Annotated in this window: 20 protein-coding genes; 12 read left to right on the top strand and 8 right to left on the bottom strand. The window is 33.2% G+C overall.

Annotated elements, in window-relative coordinates:
- Positions 1–54: 54 nt before the first annotated feature.
- Positions 55–690, top strand: a complete 636-nt coding sequence (locus QZ659_RS17295) for a thymidine kinase (RefSeq protein WP_291727767.1) — start codon at positions 55–57, stop codon at positions 688–690.
- A 10-nt stretch (positions 691–700) separates the two neighbouring features.
- On the opposite strand, the gene QZ659_RS17300 is transcribed toward QZ659_RS17295, so the two are convergent.
- Positions 701–1,291: a hypothetical protein gene (locus QZ659_RS17300; RefSeq protein WP_291727769.1), complete on the bottom strand. Its 591-nt coding sequence runs from the start codon at positions 1,289–1,291 to the stop codon at positions 701–703.
- Positions 1,292–1,523: 232 nt separating this feature from the next.
- Positions 1,524–1,985 (bottom strand): acyl-CoA thioesterase, encoded by a 462-nt coding sequence (locus tag QZ659_RS17305; protein ID WP_291727771.1) that lies wholly within the window; start codon positions 1,983–1,985, stop codon positions 1,524–1,526.
- A gap of 354 nt (positions 1,986–2,339) precedes the next feature.
- On the opposite strand from QZ659_RS17305, the gene QZ659_RS20540 reads away from it, so the two are divergent.
- The 8 genes from QZ659_RS20540 to QZ659_RS17340 all read left to right on the top strand — a co-directional run bounded on the left by QZ659_RS20540 (position 2,340) and on the right by QZ659_RS17340 (position 11,337).
- Positions 2,340–2,543, top strand: a complete 204-nt coding sequence (locus tag QZ659_RS20540; RefSeq protein ID WP_366935874.1) for a DUF2834 domain-containing protein — start codon at positions 2,340–2,342, stop codon at positions 2,541–2,543.
- Positions 2,544–2,714: 171 nt separating this feature from the next.
- Entirely contained in the window at positions 2,715–5,441 is a 2,727-nt protein-coding gene (locus tag QZ659_RS17310) for a tetratricopeptide repeat protein (RefSeq protein ID WP_291727773.1), read from the top strand.
- A gap of 122 nt (positions 5,442–5,563) precedes the next feature.
- Positions 5,564–7,114 carry a bifunctional metallophosphatase/5'-nucleotidase gene (locus tag QZ659_RS17315; RefSeq protein WP_291727775.1) on the top strand — a complete coding sequence of 517 codons (1,551 nt, stop codon included), beginning with the start codon at positions 5,564–5,566 and terminating at the stop codon, positions 7,112–7,114.
- A gap of 42 nt (positions 7,115–7,156) precedes the next feature.
- Positions 7,157–8,083: a diacylglycerol/lipid kinase family protein gene (locus tag QZ659_RS17320; protein ID WP_291727778.1), complete on the top strand. Its 927-nt coding sequence runs from the start codon at positions 7,157–7,159 to the stop codon at positions 8,081–8,083.
- Positions 8,084–8,188: 105 nt separating this feature from the next.
- Complete coding sequence (locus QZ659_RS17325) at positions 8,189–9,142, top strand: hypothetical protein (protein ID WP_291727780.1); 954 nt, start codon at positions 8,189–8,191, stop codon at positions 9,140–9,142.
- 12 nt (positions 9,143–9,154) lie between these two features.
- Positions 9,155–9,916 (top strand): hypothetical protein, encoded by a 762-nt coding sequence (locus tag QZ659_RS17330; protein WP_291727782.1) that lies wholly within the window; start codon positions 9,155–9,157, stop codon positions 9,914–9,916.
- A 19-nt stretch (positions 9,917–9,935) separates the two neighbouring features.
- Entirely contained in the window at positions 9,936–10,517 is a 582-nt protein-coding gene (locus QZ659_RS17335; protein WP_291727784.1) for a DUF1684 domain-containing protein, read from the top strand.
- Between the two features lie 394 nt (positions 10,518–10,911).
- A complete protein-coding gene (locus tag QZ659_RS17340) occupies positions 10,912–11,337 on the top strand; it encodes a T9SS type A sorting domain-containing protein (protein WP_291727785.1) in 426 nt (141 codons plus the stop codon).
- Positions 11,338–11,814: 477 nt separating this feature from the next.
- Here the strand turns inward: QZ659_RS17340 and groL are convergent, their stop codons facing one another.
- The 5 genes from groL to ggt all read right to left on the bottom strand — a co-directional run bounded on the left by groL (position 11,815) and on the right by ggt (position 17,599).
- Positions 11,815–13,464: a chaperonin GroEL gene (groL, locus tag QZ659_RS17345; protein WP_291727786.1), complete on the bottom strand. Its 1,650-nt coding sequence runs from the start codon at positions 13,462–13,464 to the stop codon at positions 11,815–11,817.
- A gap of 136 nt (positions 13,465–13,600) precedes the next feature.
- Positions 13,601–13,879, bottom strand: a complete 279-nt coding sequence (gene groES, locus QZ659_RS17350) for a co-chaperone GroES (protein WP_291727787.1) — start codon at positions 13,877–13,879, stop codon at positions 13,601–13,603.
- Between the two features lie 198 nt (positions 13,880–14,077).
- Entirely contained in the window at positions 14,078–14,338 is a 261-nt protein-coding gene (locus QZ659_RS17355) for a thiamine-binding protein (RefSeq protein ID WP_291727789.1), read from the bottom strand.
- A 149-nt stretch (positions 14,339–14,487) separates the two neighbouring features.
- Positions 14,488–15,078: a T9SS type A sorting domain-containing protein gene (locus QZ659_RS17360; protein WP_291727791.1), complete on the bottom strand. Its 591-nt coding sequence runs from the start codon at positions 15,076–15,078 to the stop codon at positions 14,488–14,490.
- Positions 15,079–15,733: 655 nt separating this feature from the next.
- Entirely contained in the window at positions 15,734–17,599 is a 1,866-nt protein-coding gene (ggt, locus tag QZ659_RS17365) for a gamma-glutamyltransferase (protein ID WP_291727793.1), read from the bottom strand.
- A gap of 337 nt (positions 17,600–17,936) precedes the next feature.
- On the opposite strand from ggt, the gene QZ659_RS17370 reads away from it, so the two are divergent.
- Complete coding sequence (locus tag QZ659_RS17370) at positions 17,937–18,530, top strand: C40 family peptidase (RefSeq protein ID WP_291727795.1); 594 nt, start codon at positions 17,937–17,939, stop codon at positions 18,528–18,530.
- Positions 18,531–18,538: 8 nt separating this feature from the next.
- On the opposite strand, the gene QZ659_RS17375 is transcribed toward QZ659_RS17370, so the two are convergent.
- A complete protein-coding gene (locus QZ659_RS17375) occupies positions 18,539–18,991 on the bottom strand; it encodes a DUF4348 domain-containing protein (RefSeq protein ID WP_291727797.1) in 453 nt (150 codons plus the stop codon).
- A 62-nt stretch (positions 18,992–19,053) separates the two neighbouring features.
- Between QZ659_RS17375 and QZ659_RS17380 the strand changes: the two genes are divergently transcribed.
- Positions 19,054–19,494 (top strand): hypothetical protein, encoded by a 441-nt coding sequence (locus QZ659_RS17380; RefSeq protein WP_291727799.1) that lies wholly within the window; start codon positions 19,054–19,056, stop codon positions 19,492–19,494.
- A gap of 87 nt (positions 19,495–19,581) precedes the next feature.
- Positions 19,582–19,988, top strand: a 407-nt coding sequence (locus tag QZ659_RS17385) for a hypothetical protein (RefSeq protein ID WP_291727800.1), incomplete at its 3' end; no start/stop codon positions are given.

A 19,988-nucleotide genomic window follows, 5' to 3' on the forward strand; every position in this document is an offset into this window, starting at 1 on the left:
TGATTACTGATTACTGATTACTGATTACTGATTACTGATTACTGATTACTGATTATGCATCTTGAACCCACCATACATCATTTAGACCACCCCGTTGAGGGAGGTTGGATAGAAGTCGTTTGTGGCTCTATGTTTTCTGGAAAAACGGAAGAACTTATTCGTCGTCTTACTCGTGCCAAGATTGCACGCCAATCGGTACAGATTTTTAAGCCAGCTATTGACACTCGTTACGACGACCAAAAAGTTGTTTCTCACAATCAAAATGAAATAGATTCGATTGCTGTGAGAAAAGCCACTGATATTTTAGAAATTTTAAAAGAAAAAAACTGTCAAGTGATTGGAATTGATGAAGCACAGTTTTTTGATAAGGAACTCATAAACGTTTGTCAGACACTTGCCAACCAAGGCAAACGCATTGTGGTGGCTGGTTTAGATATGGATTTTGAGGGCAAACCTTTCGGAATAATGCCCAACTTGCTGGCTAGAGCAGAATACATAACCAAAGTTCATGCTATTTGTATGTGTTGTGGTAAAGTAGCTGCTTATTCGTTTCGCCTAACGCCTTCGAAGAAAAAGATTCTTTTGGGAGAAAAAACAGAGTATGAAGCTCGTTGTAGAAAATGTTTTGTAAAAGGAAACTTACAACAAGAGACGGAGTGTGAGAAGGTTTTGACAGATGAAAAAGCATAACTATAAAAAATTACTTTTTGCGTTTTGCAAGTTCGTCTATTGCTTGTAGTTCCATCAGAATTACTTCTTTCTTTAATGCACTAAGAAAAGCAAAAGCAGCTTCTGGAAAGGTTTTTTGAAAATGAGCCTCTACCAAATCTGTATCTTTGTCGTGTAGAAGTTCTATATCATTTTGGGACAAAAAAGGTGAGGTAAAATCCCATTGACTATCAATTTCTTTCATCTTTATCACCAGTTCATTTAGCTTCTTTTCTAGTTTGTAGCCTCTGCCTTTTTTATTTTTTCCAACAAAAAACAAAGCAGTAGCTTCTTTGTAGCTTTTGTCTGCTGGCACATTATCTAAAAGGTTTGTAAGGTCATAATATGTATCATCTATGTATTGTAGAACAACTTCTGTGCGTTGGCGCAACAAGTTTCCCTTCCTACGCATAACGCTGTCATCTTCTAAAGCTCTATAATGAATATCATAAAGTGCTTCTAAACTGTCTGCTGCTTCTCTATTTTGTTTTTCTAATGTTTCGAAATGTAAGGCTGGAGAAAAGTCGGTAGAGTTTTGTGTTTCACTGGTTTCAGAAGTGCAAGCAAAAAAAAGTAAACTCATTATTCCGAATGAGAAAAAAAAACTAAAAAAGGAATACATTTTCATATCAAATAATGAGTTTTGTTGAGATAGTGAATATCGTAAAATGTATTTTATCAACTGTAAACGAGGTTTTGAACTCTCGTTTAGGAAATTTTATCCTCGTTGATGACTGCATTTTGAAACTCAACGACGGTTATTTTTCCATTGACTTCGCCGACTTTTAGATGTTAAACAAATTTTATACATTTTTTTATTCATTGCTTATCAAACGACTTTCTGGATGTGGAAGTTGCCAGCGTTCTTTGAGTTCTTGTGGCAGAGAGGCAATCTTTCTACTTTTATAATCAAAAAGAACCATTCCTGTCTTTACTCTCAAGATTTCTCTTCGGCTATCTGCATCAATAAATTTGTAATACAAATCAAATCCAGAAGAAGAAAGTGTTCCGACAGTTACATATACCTCAAATACATTTCCATAAAAGCCCTCTCCTTTAAACTGCATCGCCACATCTGCCATAATTACGCCCAATCCCATAATATCAAGTTCGCTTTTAAAGCCTTCACTCATAAAAAACTGGACTCTAGCTTCGTGAACAAGGCTAAGCATAGCATCATTTCCAACATGTCCTCCATAATTAAGGTCAGTAATTCGGACAGGAATTTCAGTTCTAAATAAAAATTGGTCTGGTAAATCTACTTTTACTCTGTTCATGTGGTATCTTATCTTTAATAGTTCAAAAAATGATATAACAATCTAAGCAAATTTAAACAAAAATGTTCTATATTTAGAAAATCTGCTCAAACCCCTAAAACTCAAATATATTTATCTTTAGAATACTTGGACATGAGAGGAAAAAATATTGGTGTCGCTACACTAAAAGACCAAAGAACGGTACTTTTCCATGTTCTCTGAATCACAAAACAACAAATGTCTATTGATGTTCGGTACTCTGATTTATATATTTTTTTCCATTTTGGCGATTTGTTTGACTTGGTATTTTAATATTCAGTTTTATCTGATAACAGCAGACACATCTGTTTTAAATTATATTGCTCAAAAAAAGCAATATTTCCTGCTTGTTCATGCAGTGTAGATTTGGTGGTAATTGTGATTGCTTTTTTTGCGTGGTATATCCTTAGAAGCAAAAAACTAAAAATGAAATATTGGTGGATGTTTATTCCACTTATGTTTTTAGTAGCAATTGTGTTTGGATTTCCTATGTTTTTATACTTTAGAGAGCTTAGGTTAGAAAAACTGAATCAAAACTAACCAACATTTTTAAAAAAGAAACCTTTAAAATTCTTGTATTTTAAGGAAAAAATCATCAAATTGATAGCTGATTTATTTTCCCTTTAAAAGGAATCTTCATTAAATCTAATTCATTAAAGAATATTGTATGTGAAGCTCTTCTAATAATTATACTTTGTTTATTACCATTCGATGAGAATAGCACTTCTTTTTACAAGAATTAAGAATACTAACATTACTCATTCCCCTATCAGTAATTTTTTGTGTTCTGCTCTTGTCTGTCTTTTTATTTACTGCTTTTTTTCTCTGTCTGTTGTTGCACAAGTAGATAAAGATTCTCCTTTCTATCATTTGGAAAAAGGAAATTATCAACAAGCAATTTCCAATGCTACAACTGCGCTAGAGAACACAAAAGATGCTTTCCAAAAAGGACAGTTACTGACAGTTATGGCTCGTGCTTATCGTTATCAAGGCGATTATTCAAAAGCACTTGTTTATGCTGTACAAGCAAACACACAGTTTGATAGAATGGCAGAAAAAGATGAAAAAAAATCAGAACTGGGCAAGGCAGAAGTGTTTACAGAAATAGGATTACTTTATCAGAATTGGCTTACTTACGACAAAGCAATAGAAAATTTTGATAAAGCAAAACAACTCTACAAGGCTAACCAAAAAGAGAAAGAAATAACAGAGCTAAATAGAAAAATTGCTCATAATCAGTTTTTGAATGGAGAATATGAAAAAGCTGAAAAAAATTACTTAGCATTATTAGAAGAAGATAAAAAAACAGGAGATAAAGGTCTTATTTCGTTTTCTCTAGGCAAGTTAGCGATTGTGAGTAGAAATCATAGTTTAGAAAATGCACTCAAATATTCTATCGAAAAGTATAACTTAGAAGTAGAAAAAGGGAATAATCCTGAGCAGATTGCTTTTGCTGCAAATAGTATTGGGTATTTATACAGACAGCTAGAAAAAGAAAAAGAAGCTGTAGAATATTTTGAAAAAGCTCTTGAGGCATTGCAAAAAATAGACAAAAAAGATGAAATAGTTTTGAACAACTTAGGAGTAACTTATACTTCTCTTAAAAGATTCTCTGCTGCAAAAGAACAATATGAAAAAGCATTAGACATAAACCTAGATAAAAATAATAGTTCTGCTATTGCAGAATCTTATAACTATTTGGGAGCAAACGAATATTTGGCTGCACACGCACAGGAAGCTAGAGTGCAAGTAGGGAAAGCCATAACTATTGCTCAAAAAAATAATGACAAACAATCTTTGGCAGAGTCCTACCTTTTACTTTCTAAAATATGGGAGTATGAGGGAGATTTCCGTCAATCGCAAGAAGCCTTTAAAAAATATACTAGCATAAAAACAGAATTAGAAAAAGAAGCTAACAAGAGAAAAGAAGAACTACAAAAACAACGTGTAGAGGCTGAAAGACAGGAAACACAGCTTGTGCAATATGAAAATGAAAGAGAACAAGAACGCTTGAGGTTAGAAAAAGTACAGAGTGAAGCAGAAAAACAAGCCAAAGAAAATGAGCTTTTGAAGAGTGAAAATGAGTTGAGACAAAGTGAAATAAAAAATGCTAGACTTCAACAAGAACAAACACAACAAGCTCTTTTGCTTGCCAAAAATAAACTAGATGCTGCTCAAAGACAAGAAGAAATCCAAAGATTGGAAAATGAAAGACAAAAAAGTGCAGCCGAACTAAGAGAACAAACCTTGCAAGCCGAGCAGCAAAAGAAAGAGAAAGAACTCTTAGAGCAAAAGAACAAATTACAAGAGTTAGAGACAGAAAAAGAACGTATAGAAAAAGAAAAGCAGCAATCTTCAAAATACATTGCTTACTTAATTGCCATTGCTGCTATCGTACTGTTTGCCTTTGCTTTATTTGCTTTTTTACAAAACAAAAAGAAAAACAAAAAAATTGAAGCCCAAAATGCTCTTTTAGAAAATCAAAAAAAGGAAATTATACAAAAACACGAAGAACTACAAGCATCAGAAGAAGAGTTGAGGCAAAATTCGGAAGAACTTCAAACTACTAATGAGCAACTTACACTTGTCAAGATGAGTATTGAAGAGAAAAACCTTGCTTTAGGGGCATCTTTAGTAGAACTAGAAAACCAGAAAGAAATTATTGAGAAGAAAAATCACGACATTACTTCTAGTATCAACTATGCTAAAAGGATTCAAGTGGCGATGTTGCCTGACTTAGACAAAATAAAAGAAGCTCTGCCCCAGTCATTTGTTTTCTTCCAACCTCGTGATATTGTGAGTGGAGACTTTTATTGGTTTAGCCAAGTATCAGATAAAAAATGCGTTATTGCTGCCTGCGACTGTACAGGACACGGAGTTCCAGGAGCTTTTATGTCATTGATTGGAAATGATGTTTTGAACGAAACAGTAAATGCTAGAAATGTACATGAGGCAGATAAAATTCTTCACGACCTACATTCTGGAGTTGTCAATGCCTTAAACCAAAGAGCTACCGATAACCGTGATGGAATGGACATGACACTTTGTGTGGTAGATAAAGAAAACAAACAAGTACATTTTGCAGGTGCAAAAAATGAAGTAGTCTATATTCAAAATGGGGAAGTGGGAAGATTGAAGGGAGACAAAATGCCTATTGGTGGCGAACGTCTTGATGTAGAACGATTTTTTCATAAAGAAACCGTAGATATTTCTTCTCCAACTATTTTTTATATGTTTTCAGATGGGTTTCAAGACCAATTTGGTGGAGACAAAGGAAGAAAATATATGAAAAAACGCTTTAGAGAGTTTCTAGTAGAAATTCATAATCAACCTTTTGAAGAGCAAGAACGTATTTTGAAACTAGAATTTGATGCTTGGTTAAGTGGTAAGTATCAACAGGTTGATGATGTGCTTGTAATAGGTTTTAAGGTAGGTTAAATTCTTCTACAAACAACTATTCTAAATATTTTTTTTATAATTTTAAGGCAATAAATACAGAAACAGGAAGCGAGCAAGTTTTTGTTCGCTTTCTGTATTTAATACACAAGTGATAAGTTATTATGCGAAATTTTTATACTTCTATTTTTTCTAAGCCCATATTTTTGGCTTTCATTTTTTTAGTATTTTTTACAGCTTGTAATTCTTCAAAACCAGCCAGTTCTGATGCAGAAGATATTGTCAAACTTACCTTTCTTCATATCAACGATGTCTATGAAATAGGTGGTGTGAGTGGTGGAAAATACGGAAATTTGGCACGAGTAGCACAGCTCAAGCAAGATTTAATCAAGGAAAATCCGAATACATATTTGGTCTTGTCTGGCGATTTTTTAAATCCTTCTGTGTTAGGAACATTAAAACTAAACGGCAAACGCATTGCAGGAGCACAAATGGTAGATGTGATGAATGCTGCCAAAGTAGATTTTGTAACTTTTGGAAATCACGAATTTGATTTGAACGAAAGTGATGTTTTAGAACGCATCAATGAATCTGAATTCGAATGGATTTCTTCCAATACATTTTATTTTAAAGACGGAAAACAACAACCTTTTACTAGAAAAGGAAATGAGCTTCCTACTTATATTATTCTTGAGCCAAAAAATAAAAAAGAAGAAACAATAAAGGTTGGTATTTTGGGAATTACGACAAATTATAACAAAACAGATTTTGTTCGTTATACAGACGAATACGAAACAACAAAAAAATTATATCAAGAAATAGATAGCGAAACAGACTTTACAATTGCTCTTACACATCTTTTAGAAGCAGAGGATAAAAAATTAGCAGAGTTTGTTCCAGAGTTGAAACTTTTGATGGGAGGACACGACCATGTAAATATGAAACACACCTATGGAAAAACAATTATGGCAAAGGCAGATGCTAATGCAAGAACAGCTTACATTCATAGGCTGACCTACAACAAAAAAACAAAAGAGCTTAACATAGATTCTGAACTCAAAACCATAGATAAATCCATAAAATACGAAGCCACTACAAAGGCTGCTATAAAAAAATGGGATGATATTGCTGATTCAGTATTTACAGCACAAGGCTTTGACCCAGATAGAAAAATATACACCATTACAGAGCCTTTAGATGCTACCGAAGCAACGATAAGAAGCTCTCCTAGCAATGCAGGCATATTGATTACCAATGCTATGGCAAATGCTTTCCCAGAGGCAGATATTGCTGTTTTGGGGAGTGGTTCGGTGCGCTTGGATGATGTACTCGTAGGAGAAATGACAGAATACGATGTGTTGAGAATGTTGCCTTTTGGAGGGAAAATCTATCAATTTGAGGCTTCGGGAGATCTTCTTATTCATTTTTTAGATGCTGGCTTATTAAACAAAGGCACAGGAGGATATTTACAATATCAAGAAAAACTCTCTTATCGTGATGAAAAAGGATGGTTTTTGAATAACAAGCCGATAGAAAAAGAAAAAATGTATAAAGTTGTAACAAATGACTATAACCTTTCTGGTAGGGAAAACAATATGGATTTTATGAACAAAGACACCAATAAAGAAATCAAAAATGTAATCTCTTCTGATGAATCAAATAGCCCACAGTCAGATATTAGAAAAGCAGTTATTATTTATTTAGAAAAACTATAAGCGTAGCACATTCTTTAGAGTGTGATGAATTGAAGTAAAACAATGGCATCAACAAAAGTACAGAATATAGAGAATACATTTAAAGTAATAGAAGATGAAAAAGTCAGAATTGTCTTTATAATAAATCCTGTCTCTGGAACAGAGCGAAAAGAACATATTGTTACGCTCATTCATACCACTTTACAACCTTCTGATATTGATTATGATATTGTTTATACTCATTATGCAGGACATGCTACAGAATTAGCTCAGCAGGCTACTCAGCAAAAATACGATGTTGTAGTGGCAGTAGGGGGAGATGGTACAATCAATGAAATAGCCCAAGCACTTATTAAAACTAAAACAGCTTTAGCTATTATTCCCCAAGGCTCAGGAAACGGATTGGCTCGTCATTTGGGGATTCCACTGCATACTGAACAAGCTATAAGAAGACTTTTAGAACCCCAAAAAATATTGATTGATGCTGCTACTGCTAATGGAAATTTTTTCTTTTGCACCTCAGGTATAGGTTTTGATGCTCATGTGAGTGCTTCTTTTGCTTCTCGTGCGTTTCGTGGTTTGGCGGGTTATGCCTATTTCACAATGAAGGAGTTGTTTTCCTACAAGCCTATGACTTATACTTTAGAATTTGATGGAAAAACCATAGAAAAAGAAGCATTTTTGATAGCTTTTGCCAATGCTACACAATATGGAAATAATGTGTATATAGCTCCACAGGCAGATATTCAAGATGGTAAATTAGATATTTGTATTTTGAAGCCTTTTTCAAAAATACAAGCACCAAAAATAATGTGGCAAGTGCTGAATCGAACAATTCTACAAAATCCATATATGGAAACTCATAAAGCTGATAGTATAAAAATTAGTTTTGGCAATTCCATTCCTGTACACATAGATGGAGAACCTAAAGGTTTGGGAACAAGTATAGAATACAAATCTATTTCAAAAGCCTTGACAGTTTGGGTATAAAATTCAAAAACCTAAATAACATTTTCTTACCTTTGCATTTTAAACCCTAAGGATTTTCGCAAATTCTTAGGGTTTTAGCTTTACATCAATTACTGCTAACTGAAAATGGTTATTTTATTTATTCTTTGGATTCTTGCCAATGTCGCTATTTTTATTAATTTTCGTGGTTTTGCTCAGTTTGGAGTGCCTACTTTTCCAGCGATTGTTATCAATTATATCGTTTGTGTCTTGACAGGAAGTCTTTTTATTGCAATGGGTTGGATAGATAGCCCTCCTGTTTTTCAAACACTGCAAAGCGAACAGTTTTCGACTGCATTATATATCGCAATGGGAATGGGGGCATTTTTTATTGCTTCTTTTTATCTGATGGGACTCACTACCCAACTTTCTGGAGTTGCTGTGGCTACGCTTTCAGCTCGTATTTCGTTTGTAATTCCAGTTCTAATCAATCTTTGGATTTGGAAAAGTGCAGGAAAAGACTACGATTTTCTCAATTATTTAGGACTATTTTTAGCCATTACGGCTGTGGGATTGGTCTCTTACAAGCCTTCAAAAATGGTGGATGCAACAGAATATAAAGATGATAAGAAAAAGTATTTGGCTATTATTCTGCCTATTGTAGTGTTTTTGGTAAGTGGAACAATAGATACCACCTTCAATTATACAGTTAGAGAAGACGTACAGATAGTTTTGCCAAATCAGCAAGGTATTTTCAGTATCTTATTATTTGGAATTGCTGGAATAACTGGAATAATTGTTTTTACAACACTTTTTTTAAGAAAAAAAGTAACGATGACAAAACGCAGCGTCATTGGAGGAATCTCTCTTGGTATTCCTAACTTTTTCTCTATCTTTTTACTTCTAAAAGTATTGAGTGGATTTAAAGGAGATGGTGCGCTCGTTTTTCCAGTATTTAATATTTCTGTGATTCTGATTGCTGCCGTAGCTTCTTATTTTTTATTCAAAGAAAAATTATCACTCATCAATAAAATTGGTTTGGCAGTAGCTATTTTTGCTATCTTACTTATTTCTTATCAAGAAATTCAAGGAGCTTTTTAAAAAAGGGGAATTATGAAAAAAACAGTTAGAAAAATTATTTTGCGTTCTCTATTGTGTCTATTTTTGACAATAGTAGGTTATTTTTCTTACGAATTTTACTTCAAATATCCTCTCCAAGAATATTTTAAAAGTCAAGTAGTAAAGAGAATGAAGCAAAATTTTAAAAACCACGAAACTGACTTTGAAGAATTAGTTGGAATAAGTAAAGACCTTAAAAATTTAAAAAACTTTGAATTATATGAAAATGATATAGTTGCTTTAGATATTGAACACAACTCCAAAAATGTTGTTAGAACAGAATATATATGGCTTATTGAAAGAAATGATTCTGTTTTTTATGATATAGATATGTATGGAGGAGAAGTTTTTATAGAAGAAATCAAGTTTGTTGGAGACTCAATTCTTATTTTGACATATAGAACCAATGAGATAAAAAAGTTAGAGTTTATCAATTGGAATCTGAGCTATAAGGGGAATTTGAACAATTCGCTTTTTAAAGAAATTCTCAATCATCAAAAAATAGATTTTAAAAAGTTTGTTCACTTCAAAGAGAAAGTGGAAGAAGTGAATTGTCATACGTTTTGGAGGCGAGGAGAGATGGTTTCTTTGGCTTATGCTGGACGAACTCCTGCCGACTATTTTGCTTATGATATTTATGAAAAAACTCACGAAAAGAAATATATTTTAGGTCAGAATTATCTTTGTCGTTACCAAGAACCTTTTATTTGTTTAGTAGATATTACGAATTGGTATGGTGAAGGAAAAGTTGATTAAATCAAAAATAAATTTAATAATGAAATTTACACTAAGACACCTCTTTATCTTGTTCTTTATCTTCAGCATTTCTGCTTGCGCTCCAAAGTACGAAGTAGAAGTTCAGACAGAGAGGGATAAAAAAAACAAAGACTTTAAGGGAAATGGCTCTCCTATTCCGTATGACGATAGAAAAACATTTGAAGGACTAGATTATTTTCCGATAGATTCTTCTTACTATGTTGTGGCGATGCTTACACTCTCACAAGACAAAGAAATAGTAAAACTCAAAACCTCACAAGGTAAGGAACGCAATTTTAAAATCTATGCAAAGGCTGATTTCAAACTCAAAGGCAAACCTCTATCTTTGAATATTTATAAAGCTATTGAGGATGGCGACGGTTTTTCAGTGCTGTTTAATGACCTTACTAATGGAAAAACTACATACGAAGTTGGGCGTTATATCGAACCGGAAATAAATGGACTTAGAGCTATTTTAGACTTCAATCGTGCTTATAATCCCTATTGTATGTATGATAAAAAATATGACTGTCCTATTCCTCCAGCCGAAAACTTCCTAAATATTGAAGTAGAAGCAGGCGAAAAGGTATATAAGAAATAGAGAAAAAGCTATTAATAAAACCTGTTTTATCACAAAATTGTACAGTTTTAAGAGAAAACTACTTTTTTCTTACAAGAATAATTCTGACTTTTGTAAAGACTAATGAAATTATTTTGTAACTTGGTTTAGTAGTTGAATTATAGCATTGCAGAGCTGAAAAATATGTTTTAGTTGTTGATTTATCTTAATTTTTTAAGGGCAATCATGAAAATAACAAAAAAATATTGCTTTCCCTGCAAATATATGTAACCTAAGCTACTGATTTTCGGTTTCATATAGTGAAACGGTAATTAATCGGTAACCAAAAATATAATTTCACTCTAAACTCTATATTTTTCCCTTTTCATTAAACATCCTAACATTCCGAATGACGAAACTCTAACAAATTATTTTTATGAAATTAAAACAGTTTTTACCTTTTTCTCAAAAACCTCCCAAATGGTCTGATTTATCTTTCCAATCGTTAGTAAAAACGATTTTAGTAGTTCCTATGCTTTTTATGGCTATGTCTTATTTTTCATCTTCTTATGCTCAAAATCTTCAAGCAGCAGGAGAAACTGATAAAATAGAAATTTCGGAAGCCTATCCTAATCCAGCAGCACATTTTGTTCAGTTTGATTATAGAATGCTAGACAGAAACTCGGAAGGAAAAATAACAGTATATAATCTTTTAGGAAGCGTTGTAGGAGAGTATAGACTAGATAATTACGATAATCGTAAACAAATATCTGTCAGTAATTTAAAAGCAGGTATTTATTTTTACACTATTTCAGTAAATAATCAGAGTCTTATTACTAAGAAATTTGTAGTGAAACATTAAAATAATCTCTACAAAAAAAGTTATTTTTACTAACACTTTTACAAAATTTGTAAAGGTGTTTTTTTTGAAAAATAATAAAGTTATAAAATATGAAGGCTTGCAATATTATAGTGTAAAAAAAATATTTTTAACATGTTAAAGGTTATTAGGGCTTTTACAGTTTTGATTTTACTAAAATAGAAACTAAACTACATCTAAAAATCGCATTAGTGACCTAATTAGAATAAGGTCAGCCTCGTAGAGCAGACCGACAAAAATGGCAAAATCATTTTTATATTACTATTACTAATAACTTACCAAAAGCCACTCCTGCTTATTTCTCCATAGCGTTGGGCTTGCTATAGAGAAATGAACTTTACAAAATTGACTATGATAAATTTTATTGTTTTTCTAAACTAAAAAAGTCATTTCCTCAATAAAGAAGAAATGACTTTTTTTATTTTATAGCGCACACTTCAGTGTGTGGGAAACAACGGATTACATCATTCCACCCATTCCTCCCATTCCAGCAGGAGCAGAAGGCATAGCTTCTTTTTCTTCTGGGTCGTCTGCAATTACACATTCTGTTGTAAGAAGAAGAGATGCAATAGAAGCAGCATTTTCAAGAGCCAAACGAGAAACTTTAGTTGGGTCAAGAACACCTGCAGCTACTAAGTTTTCATACTTGTCTTCACGAGCATTATAACCAAAGTCTGCTTTTCCTTCTTTTACTTTCTGAATAATTACAGAACCTTCAAGACCTGCATTTGCTGTAATAGTACGAAGTGGAGCTTCTAATGCTTGACGAATAATGTTTACACCTGTTTCTTGGTCTTGGTTTTCGATACCGTTTTTACCAACGATGAAATCATCCAAAGACTCTAAAGAACGGATGAAAGCAACACCACCACCAGGTACTACACCTTCTTGTACGGCTGCACGAGTTGCGTGAAGTGCGTCATCTACTCTGTCTTTTTTCTCTTTCATTTCTACTTCTGTAGCTGCACCAATGTAAAGGATTGCAACACCACCAGCTAATTTAGCCAAACGCTCTTGCAATTTCTCACGGTCGTAATCAGAAGTTGTTTTCTCAATTTGAGATTTGATTTCGTTTACTCTGCGCTTAATGTTTTCAGAGTCGCCAGCACCATTGATGATAGTTGTGTTGTCTTTGTCAATAGTAACTTTTTCTGCTTGACCTAAGTAAGAAATTTCTGCACTTTCTAACTTATAACCACGCTCTTCGCTGATAAGTGTTCCACCAGTAAGTGTAGCGATGTCTTCCAACATTGCCTTACGACGGTCGCCAAAACCTGGAGCTTTAACAGCAGCAATACGAAGCGCACCACGAATTTTGTTTACTACAAGTGTAGCCAATGCTTCACCATCTACATCTTCTGAAATAATAACAAGTGGTTTTCCAGTTTGTGCAACTTGCTCCAATACTGGAAGAAGCTCTTTCATAGAAGAGATTTTCTTGTCATAAATCAAGATATAAGCGTCGTCAAGCTCCACTTCCATTGTTTCTGTATTCGTAACAAAGTATGGAGAAAGATAACCACGGTCAAACTGCATACCCTCAACCGTTTTTACTTCTGTTTCTGTACCACGAGCTTCTTCTACTGTGATAACGCCATCTTTTCCTACTTTGTCCATTGCATCGGCAATCATTTTACCGATTTCCATATCGTTGTTAGCAGAAATTGCACCTACTTGTGCTACCTCCGAAGAAGATTTGATAGGGCTAGACTGACCTCTCAAGTTTTCAACTACTTTCGCTACGGCTTTGTCCATACCACGCTTCAAATCCATTGGATTTGCTCCAGCAGCTACATTTTTGATACCTGCATTGAAGATAGCTTGTGCCAAAACAGTTGCTGTTGTAGTTCCGTCACCTGCCATATCAGCAGTTTTTGAAGCAACTTCTTTTACAAGCTGTGCACCCATGTTTTCAATAGGGTCTTTAAGCTCAATTTCTTTTGCTACTGTAACACCATCTTTAGTAACTGAAGGCGCACCAAATTTTTTATCTATTACTACATTGCGTCCTTTAGGACCAAGTGTAGTTTTTACTGCGTTAGCTAAAGCATCAACGCCTTTTTTTAATCTCTCACGAGCTGCTGTGTCAAATGATACTATCTTAGACATAATTTTTTGTTTTCTATTAAAATGTTGTAGAATGTTTTTTTAACAATTATAAATTACGAATTACGAATTACGAATTTACAACGTACTAAATTTTTTGAACTGCTGTTGTTGGTGTCCCCACCAACGACAATTTTATTTACACTACTGCATAAATGTCAGATTCACGCATGATTAGGTAATCTTGTCCTTCTACATTGATTTCTGTACCTGAATATTTACCGTAAAGAACGTTATCACCTACTTTTACAGTAATGGGTTCGTCTTTCTTGCCATTTCCTACTGCTACCACTTTTCCACGTTGTGGCTTTTCTTTTGCAGAGTCAGGAATGATAATTCCACTTGCAGTTTTTTCTTCTGCTGCATCAGGAGCAATCAAAACACGGTCTGCCAACGGACGAATATTTACATCAGCCATAGTTATCTAATTTATTTTAATAGTGAATGAATACATAAATTTTTGTATCGTCTTAATTAAAACATTGCGTTTGTGTGCGACACATTCGATTGTTGTCTTTACATAGAATATGCCAATACCAAAAAATAGTTTTTAGATGTGGATTTCTGTCTTTATTACTTGTGTTGGTTACCAAAAACTGTCATTTTGTCGGTGTTATTAACCTTTGTACTCGTATTCACTTAAATCTGTACCCAAAAATTTGACTACAACAGAGGCTTTCTGAGCTTCAAAACAAGATTCAATGGCTTTTTCTAGACTTGGCATAACTTCGCTCAACTCTCCAAAAATATGCGTACTGATGCCGTTTACAAGGATTTTTAGATTTGAGTTTTGAGAAATAATTTTAATAAATGATTTTACGGCTGGCTTATAATCTTCTACAAGTGGATAAACACTAATTTCTACAGAAACTATCATAGTTTTGAATAATATTAAATTGGAATAAGAATAATCGTAAAAATAAAAAAAGCAACCTCAAAGAAGTTGCTTTTTTGCTCATGAAGAGATAAATTAATTACAGTATCTTAATTTAAAATCTGTAAGTCGGTTGGATTGACCTTTCCGAATTAGTCAATATAATATGTTTCGTATTCTGTTTTATTTTTTCCAATAATCTGCAAGAAGTATGTTCCTCTTTCAAGATTTTCAAGATTTAGAGTACGCTCTTTCTTTTCATCTACAATAGATTCTTCGTACAAAATATTTCCATTTATATCAGTAAGTGTCAGTTTTACAGTGCCTTTGTTATTTTCTACAGACGCAAAAACTTTTTTATGGGTTGCCTTTGGAGAAAAAGTAGCAATAAAATTATTTTCCAATGGATTCACTAATGTAACTGTACGTTTTTCTTTGTACGTTTCGCCTTCCAAAACAACTGTATAAGTTCCCTCTCCTAAGGCACTCATATCATAAAGACGTTGAATTTGTGCTTTTTTGCCCAGTGCTTCAGAGTGTACAAGTTGCAAGTCTGAATTATAAATTTTTATTTTTACCTTTTCTTCCTTTTCATTTTCAAACTTTAGAAGAAATTTGTTGCTGTTGGGTAGCGCTTCAACAATAGCAATCATATCGTCTTCGTCAGCAGGACTAGCAAAAGAGTTGGTAAATGAAAGAGTGATTGCAAAAACAAAAACGAAAGCTGATTTTAAGATGTTCATAGGTACTGGTATTTTTAGAGTGATTTTTAGAAATTCTGAAATAAATAGAAAAGTGTGAAAAAAATATTATTTTAAATTGTTTTTTATGTTTCGTTAGTGATTGAGATTTGTAATCTGTTTTTCTTATTTGATGTTACAAAGCTAACGGTGTATTTTGACACAGGTTTCAATTTAAAAATACGTTTTTATGAACAAGAGATTTAACAAAAAATCGTGCAACCTAAAATAAAATTTTGTTGTATTATTTATTTTAAAATAAAATTTCTTAAAAATAGTGTTTTTATGATTTATATTCTTTGTTGTTGGTTTTTTATGTTAAAATCGAAACTTACGCCCAAACAAAGTCATAACAAACCATAACAGCTGAAATAGTATGCAACCCTATATAATTAGAGAAATAAAATTCTGATTTTTTATTTTAAATAGAATAATATTTTGTTTGATGCTGTTTTTTTAGACTTAATAGTTTGTTAATTTTTAATTTATTAAAAAAGAATAAAATAGAAAATAAAAATAAATTTGAGGCAAATCGTGTAGAAATAATTAAGGTTTTATACTCTATTATCTGAAGTGATTCTTTATCTCTGAATCAATTTTGCTTGCTTAACTTGTTGAAATACTTTGAGTTATGAAAAAAAAGAGATAGATATAGCTTTTACATGGAATATCCTATTGCTGTATCATCGCCACGCAAATAATCGGCAGCTCCTACATACATTCCATTTGGTAACACCAAAATAGCTTCTACTTTACCAAGTTGTGGAACTTGTTTCATGACGTGTCCTAATTTTTCTAATTTTTTGATAACTGATTCCTCTAATGCTTCATAATAGACTTCATCGGGCAGCCATTGATGATGCAAACGCTTTGCATTGACAGCCTTTTGAATATCCATTTCAAAAACGGTCGTATTCAGAATGACTTGAAAAACGGTTGTAATAATAGTAGAACCACCTGGTGTTCCGACAACCATAAAAAGTTCATTTTTTCCAGTAGTTGGGTTATGTTTTTCTACAATCGTTGGAGTCATAGACGAAAGCATTCTTTTTTGAGGTTCAATTTTGTTGGCTTCTGCCCCTACTAAACCAAACTGATTTGGAAAGCCAGCCTTGATACTAAAATCATCCATTTCATTATTTAAGAAAAATCCTGCTCCCTCTACCATTACTTTTGAGCCATAGTTTCCGTTGAGTGTCGTTGTGAGAGAAATGGCATTTCCATCTTTATCCGTAATAGAAAAATGAGTAGTTTCCATACTTTCGATAATTTCTACTTTTCCTTCTTTGATGCTATCAGACGGGGTTTTTTTGAAAAGAGAAATTGTTTGGTTTCTTTCTGCGTTGTAAGCTGAATCTAAAAGCATTTTTTGAGGAACATTATAAAAATTTGGGTCACCAAGATAAGTTGCTCGGTCGGCATATACTCGTCGTTCAAGTTCTGTCAAGATATGCAATGTAGCAGCAGAGTTGTGTTCTGCTTGTTTTATTTTTGGTGTAGAACGGTTTTGGTTGATGTAATTTGCTGCTCCTTGCAGAAGCTGTGCAAGTGCAATTCCACCACTAGAAGGAGGTGGCATTGAAAGAATAGTATAAGCCGTTTTTTTATCTGAATCTTTGGCTTGCAACTGAATAGTTTGTTCAATCGGTTTTCTCCACACAGGCTTGTAATCGTCTAAATCTTTTTGTGTGATGATTCCTTTTCCTTTATTTATTTCTTTTAAAAGAAATTCAGCTGTTTTTCCCTTATAAAATCCGTCTCGCTTCTCATCTCTGATTCTGATAAGCGTTTGAGCTAATTCTTTTTGAAAAATAGTATCCCCTTTTTTCCACTCATTATTTAAACTACTATTTTCTCCATCATAAATAAAAACACAATTTTCTTTTGTATTCCACGTTTTAAACTCTTTTTGATAATCATTGAGTTTATTCGCTTCATTTTCTGTCAAAACAATTCCATTTTGTGCTAAGTCAATGGCTGGCTGAACAAGTTCTTTCCAAGAAACATTTTTTGAACCATATTTTTCAAAAAGTTCTACCATCCCAGCCACACTTGCTGGAACTCCAACAGACAAATGTCCCTCTTGACTTAGTTTTGGAATAGGATTTTCATCTTTATCCAAGTACATATTGGTAGTGGCTGCAAGGGGAGCAGTTTCTCTAAAATCTAAAGCTATACTTTCTCCATTTCCTAATCTTAAGACTGCAAAACCTCCTCCTCCAATATTCCCAGCACGAGGATATGTCACAGCCAAAGCAAACTTAACAGCAATAGCAGCATCAAAAGCATTTCCTCCTTTTTTAAGGATTTCTACACCAATTTTTGAAGACAAAGGATGTGCCGTTACGACCATTCCATTTTTTTCTATAATGCCCTGTTCTTTTGTTTCTACAAACGGATAAACTGACTTCAAAGAAGGACGCAGTTCGTCAGAACTTGTATTCTGACTGGTCTTGCAAGAGAAAAAGAATACTAAAAATGTAAATAGAAATAATGAGTAATGGGAAATATGTTTTGTGTTCATTTGTGTAGTATAAAGGCTTGTTTTTAGCAGAAAAGGATTGATGTATTTGTTGTTCTGTGAGCCACAGAACAATCACAAGACATATAATAAAATAAGTTTTATAGATTTGTCAGGACACTTTTAAAGTGTCGGACAATTTGTAAGCTCAACTGTCTTGACACCTTTGAGGTGTCTGACAGAATAAGAATTTTATTAAATATCTTACTATTTTAGATGAGTTTATATTTTCTAAATGTAGTAGTTTGGACAGTCAAATTCAAAAATAATTCATTCTAAATTGGTATCTTTCTAAAAATAATTAATTACAACTCACACAAACTAAAGTTTACGCTACATTATGAACGGCATTGAATTTATACAAGAAAATGGAAAAACGGTAAAGGCAGTCATTGACTTAAGAGTTCATAAAGAACTTTTCGATGAAATTTTTGCTCGCTATCAAGCCGAAAAAACAGCCAATCCAAACTCTACTATTCATACACATTCAGAGGGTACTCTTGCTGAGAACGTATCTGGTTCTCGTGAGGCAATCGCACAAAAAGCCATTGAAGAAGCAAGAACCTATTTGGGAACAAAGCATGTAATGGGAGGTGTTTCAAGAAGTGGTTTAGACTGTTCTGGACTGACACATCTTGCCTTCAAAGAAGCAGGCATAGAACTTTCAAGAGATTCTCGTTCGCAGGCAGTAAGTGGAGTAGATATTTCTATTGACAATGTAGAAGCTGGAGATTTGGTGTTTTTTGCCACAGGAAGCGACCCCAATCGCATTAGCCACGTCGGAATCATTACCAAAACTGGAAATAGCAGAGACGATTTAGAATTTATACACACTTCTACCTCACGAGGCGTAGTGGAAGAACCTTTATTCAGATACGATTATTGGAAAAAAGCCTATCGCCATGCTAGACGTGTGATTAGTCCGTTGGCTTGAAAATTAGCTTAGTAGGAAGCATCTTCAATTTCTATCAAAGACCATTCTTGACCATCAAACTCAAATTTGTATATTACCGAAATACCATTGTCTATGCCTTCCATTTCATAATGAACTACATCTGAACTGATAGGATTTTTTACAAACTCATATTGGTCGTATTCTGATGTTTTATCGTCTTTGAAATCATTGAACTGCCACTTTTTTTCTGAAATGAAATTAATGCTAGTGTCTTCTGTTTCGTCTATGTAGAACGATTTGAGTGGAAACTTTGTGTGCTTGAGTTGAAAAACTGAATCTGTACGGTATTTTTGGAAGAAAGTATCAAAGTCTATTTTTCCACTTTCTTCTTTCTGGATAGAATTTGTTAAAGTGGAATCTGTGACTTTTTTGTTTTCGGAGGTTTCATTTTGGCAAGAGCAAAGGATAAAAAATAAAAATAAAGCAAGGATATGTTTCATAGATAATTTGAACTTTGAATTGTGAGCTTCTGTTTGAGTCTTAAATCTTAAATAGAAATATAATGGTTACAAACAAACAACAAAGATACTGGAAACAGCTTGATAGAGAAATTGACAAAGTTATTCAAAATAAATTTACGGATAGTTTTATGTCAAATGCCAAATGGGTGCGCTTGATAGATGGAATTGTTGAAAATAGTCATTTATTCAAGCGTGTTGAGTTTAGCAAAGTAAACACAGAAAAAAATGGAGTTCTTTATCTTGATGAATACACGACCTATGATTTTGACTATTGGCAGACAGGTTTTGAAGGCTGTAACTCTTTAGGAGGAATTCTTTTGTATAAAGAGATTGAATATCTAAACTTTCCAAAAGAGTTTTTTGACGATAAAAATAAAGTCTGTCAGCAAGATTTGGGTAAGATTAAAGAGATTTTAGATTCCGTAGGGAAATTTATGTTGGAAGTAGATGATAATTATATTAGGTTGATTGCTTATAGATAAACTAACAACTGTTCTCTGAGAATCTACTAAAAAAGTTACCTGTTCGTTAAAGTTCATTAGTACCCCAAGATGTAATTTAGTCAAAATATGAAAACTATCGTTTTATTAACACTGAGTATTTTGTTGTTTGGATGCAGTAAACAAGATAACAATAAAATTAAAGTATTAGATACAGGACTATTTACTATAGAAGTACCTTCAGGTTGGGAGTATAAAGAAAAGGAGGGAATAGATAGCTTTGTAGGTGAAATACATGGTAAAGATATAATTTTGAGGTTTGATGCTGGGATTTATACTAGCCGTTTAGTATTGAGCGAAGAGGAATACATAAATGATAGTAGAAATTGGATACCTGATTTTCCCTATTATGAGGAAGGAGTTATTTATACAAGTGGAGGAGTTGAGGGAACTAGAAAAATAATTATGGAAGAAAAAGGAATAACAGATACTTCTTTAGTTATTGTTAAAAAGTTTCCAACCCCATTAAAAGATAC

Source organism: Bernardetia sp. (assembly GCF_020630935.1).
Taxonomy (GTDB): Bacteria; Bacteroidota; Bacteroidia; order Cytophagales; family Bernardetiaceae; genus Bernardetia.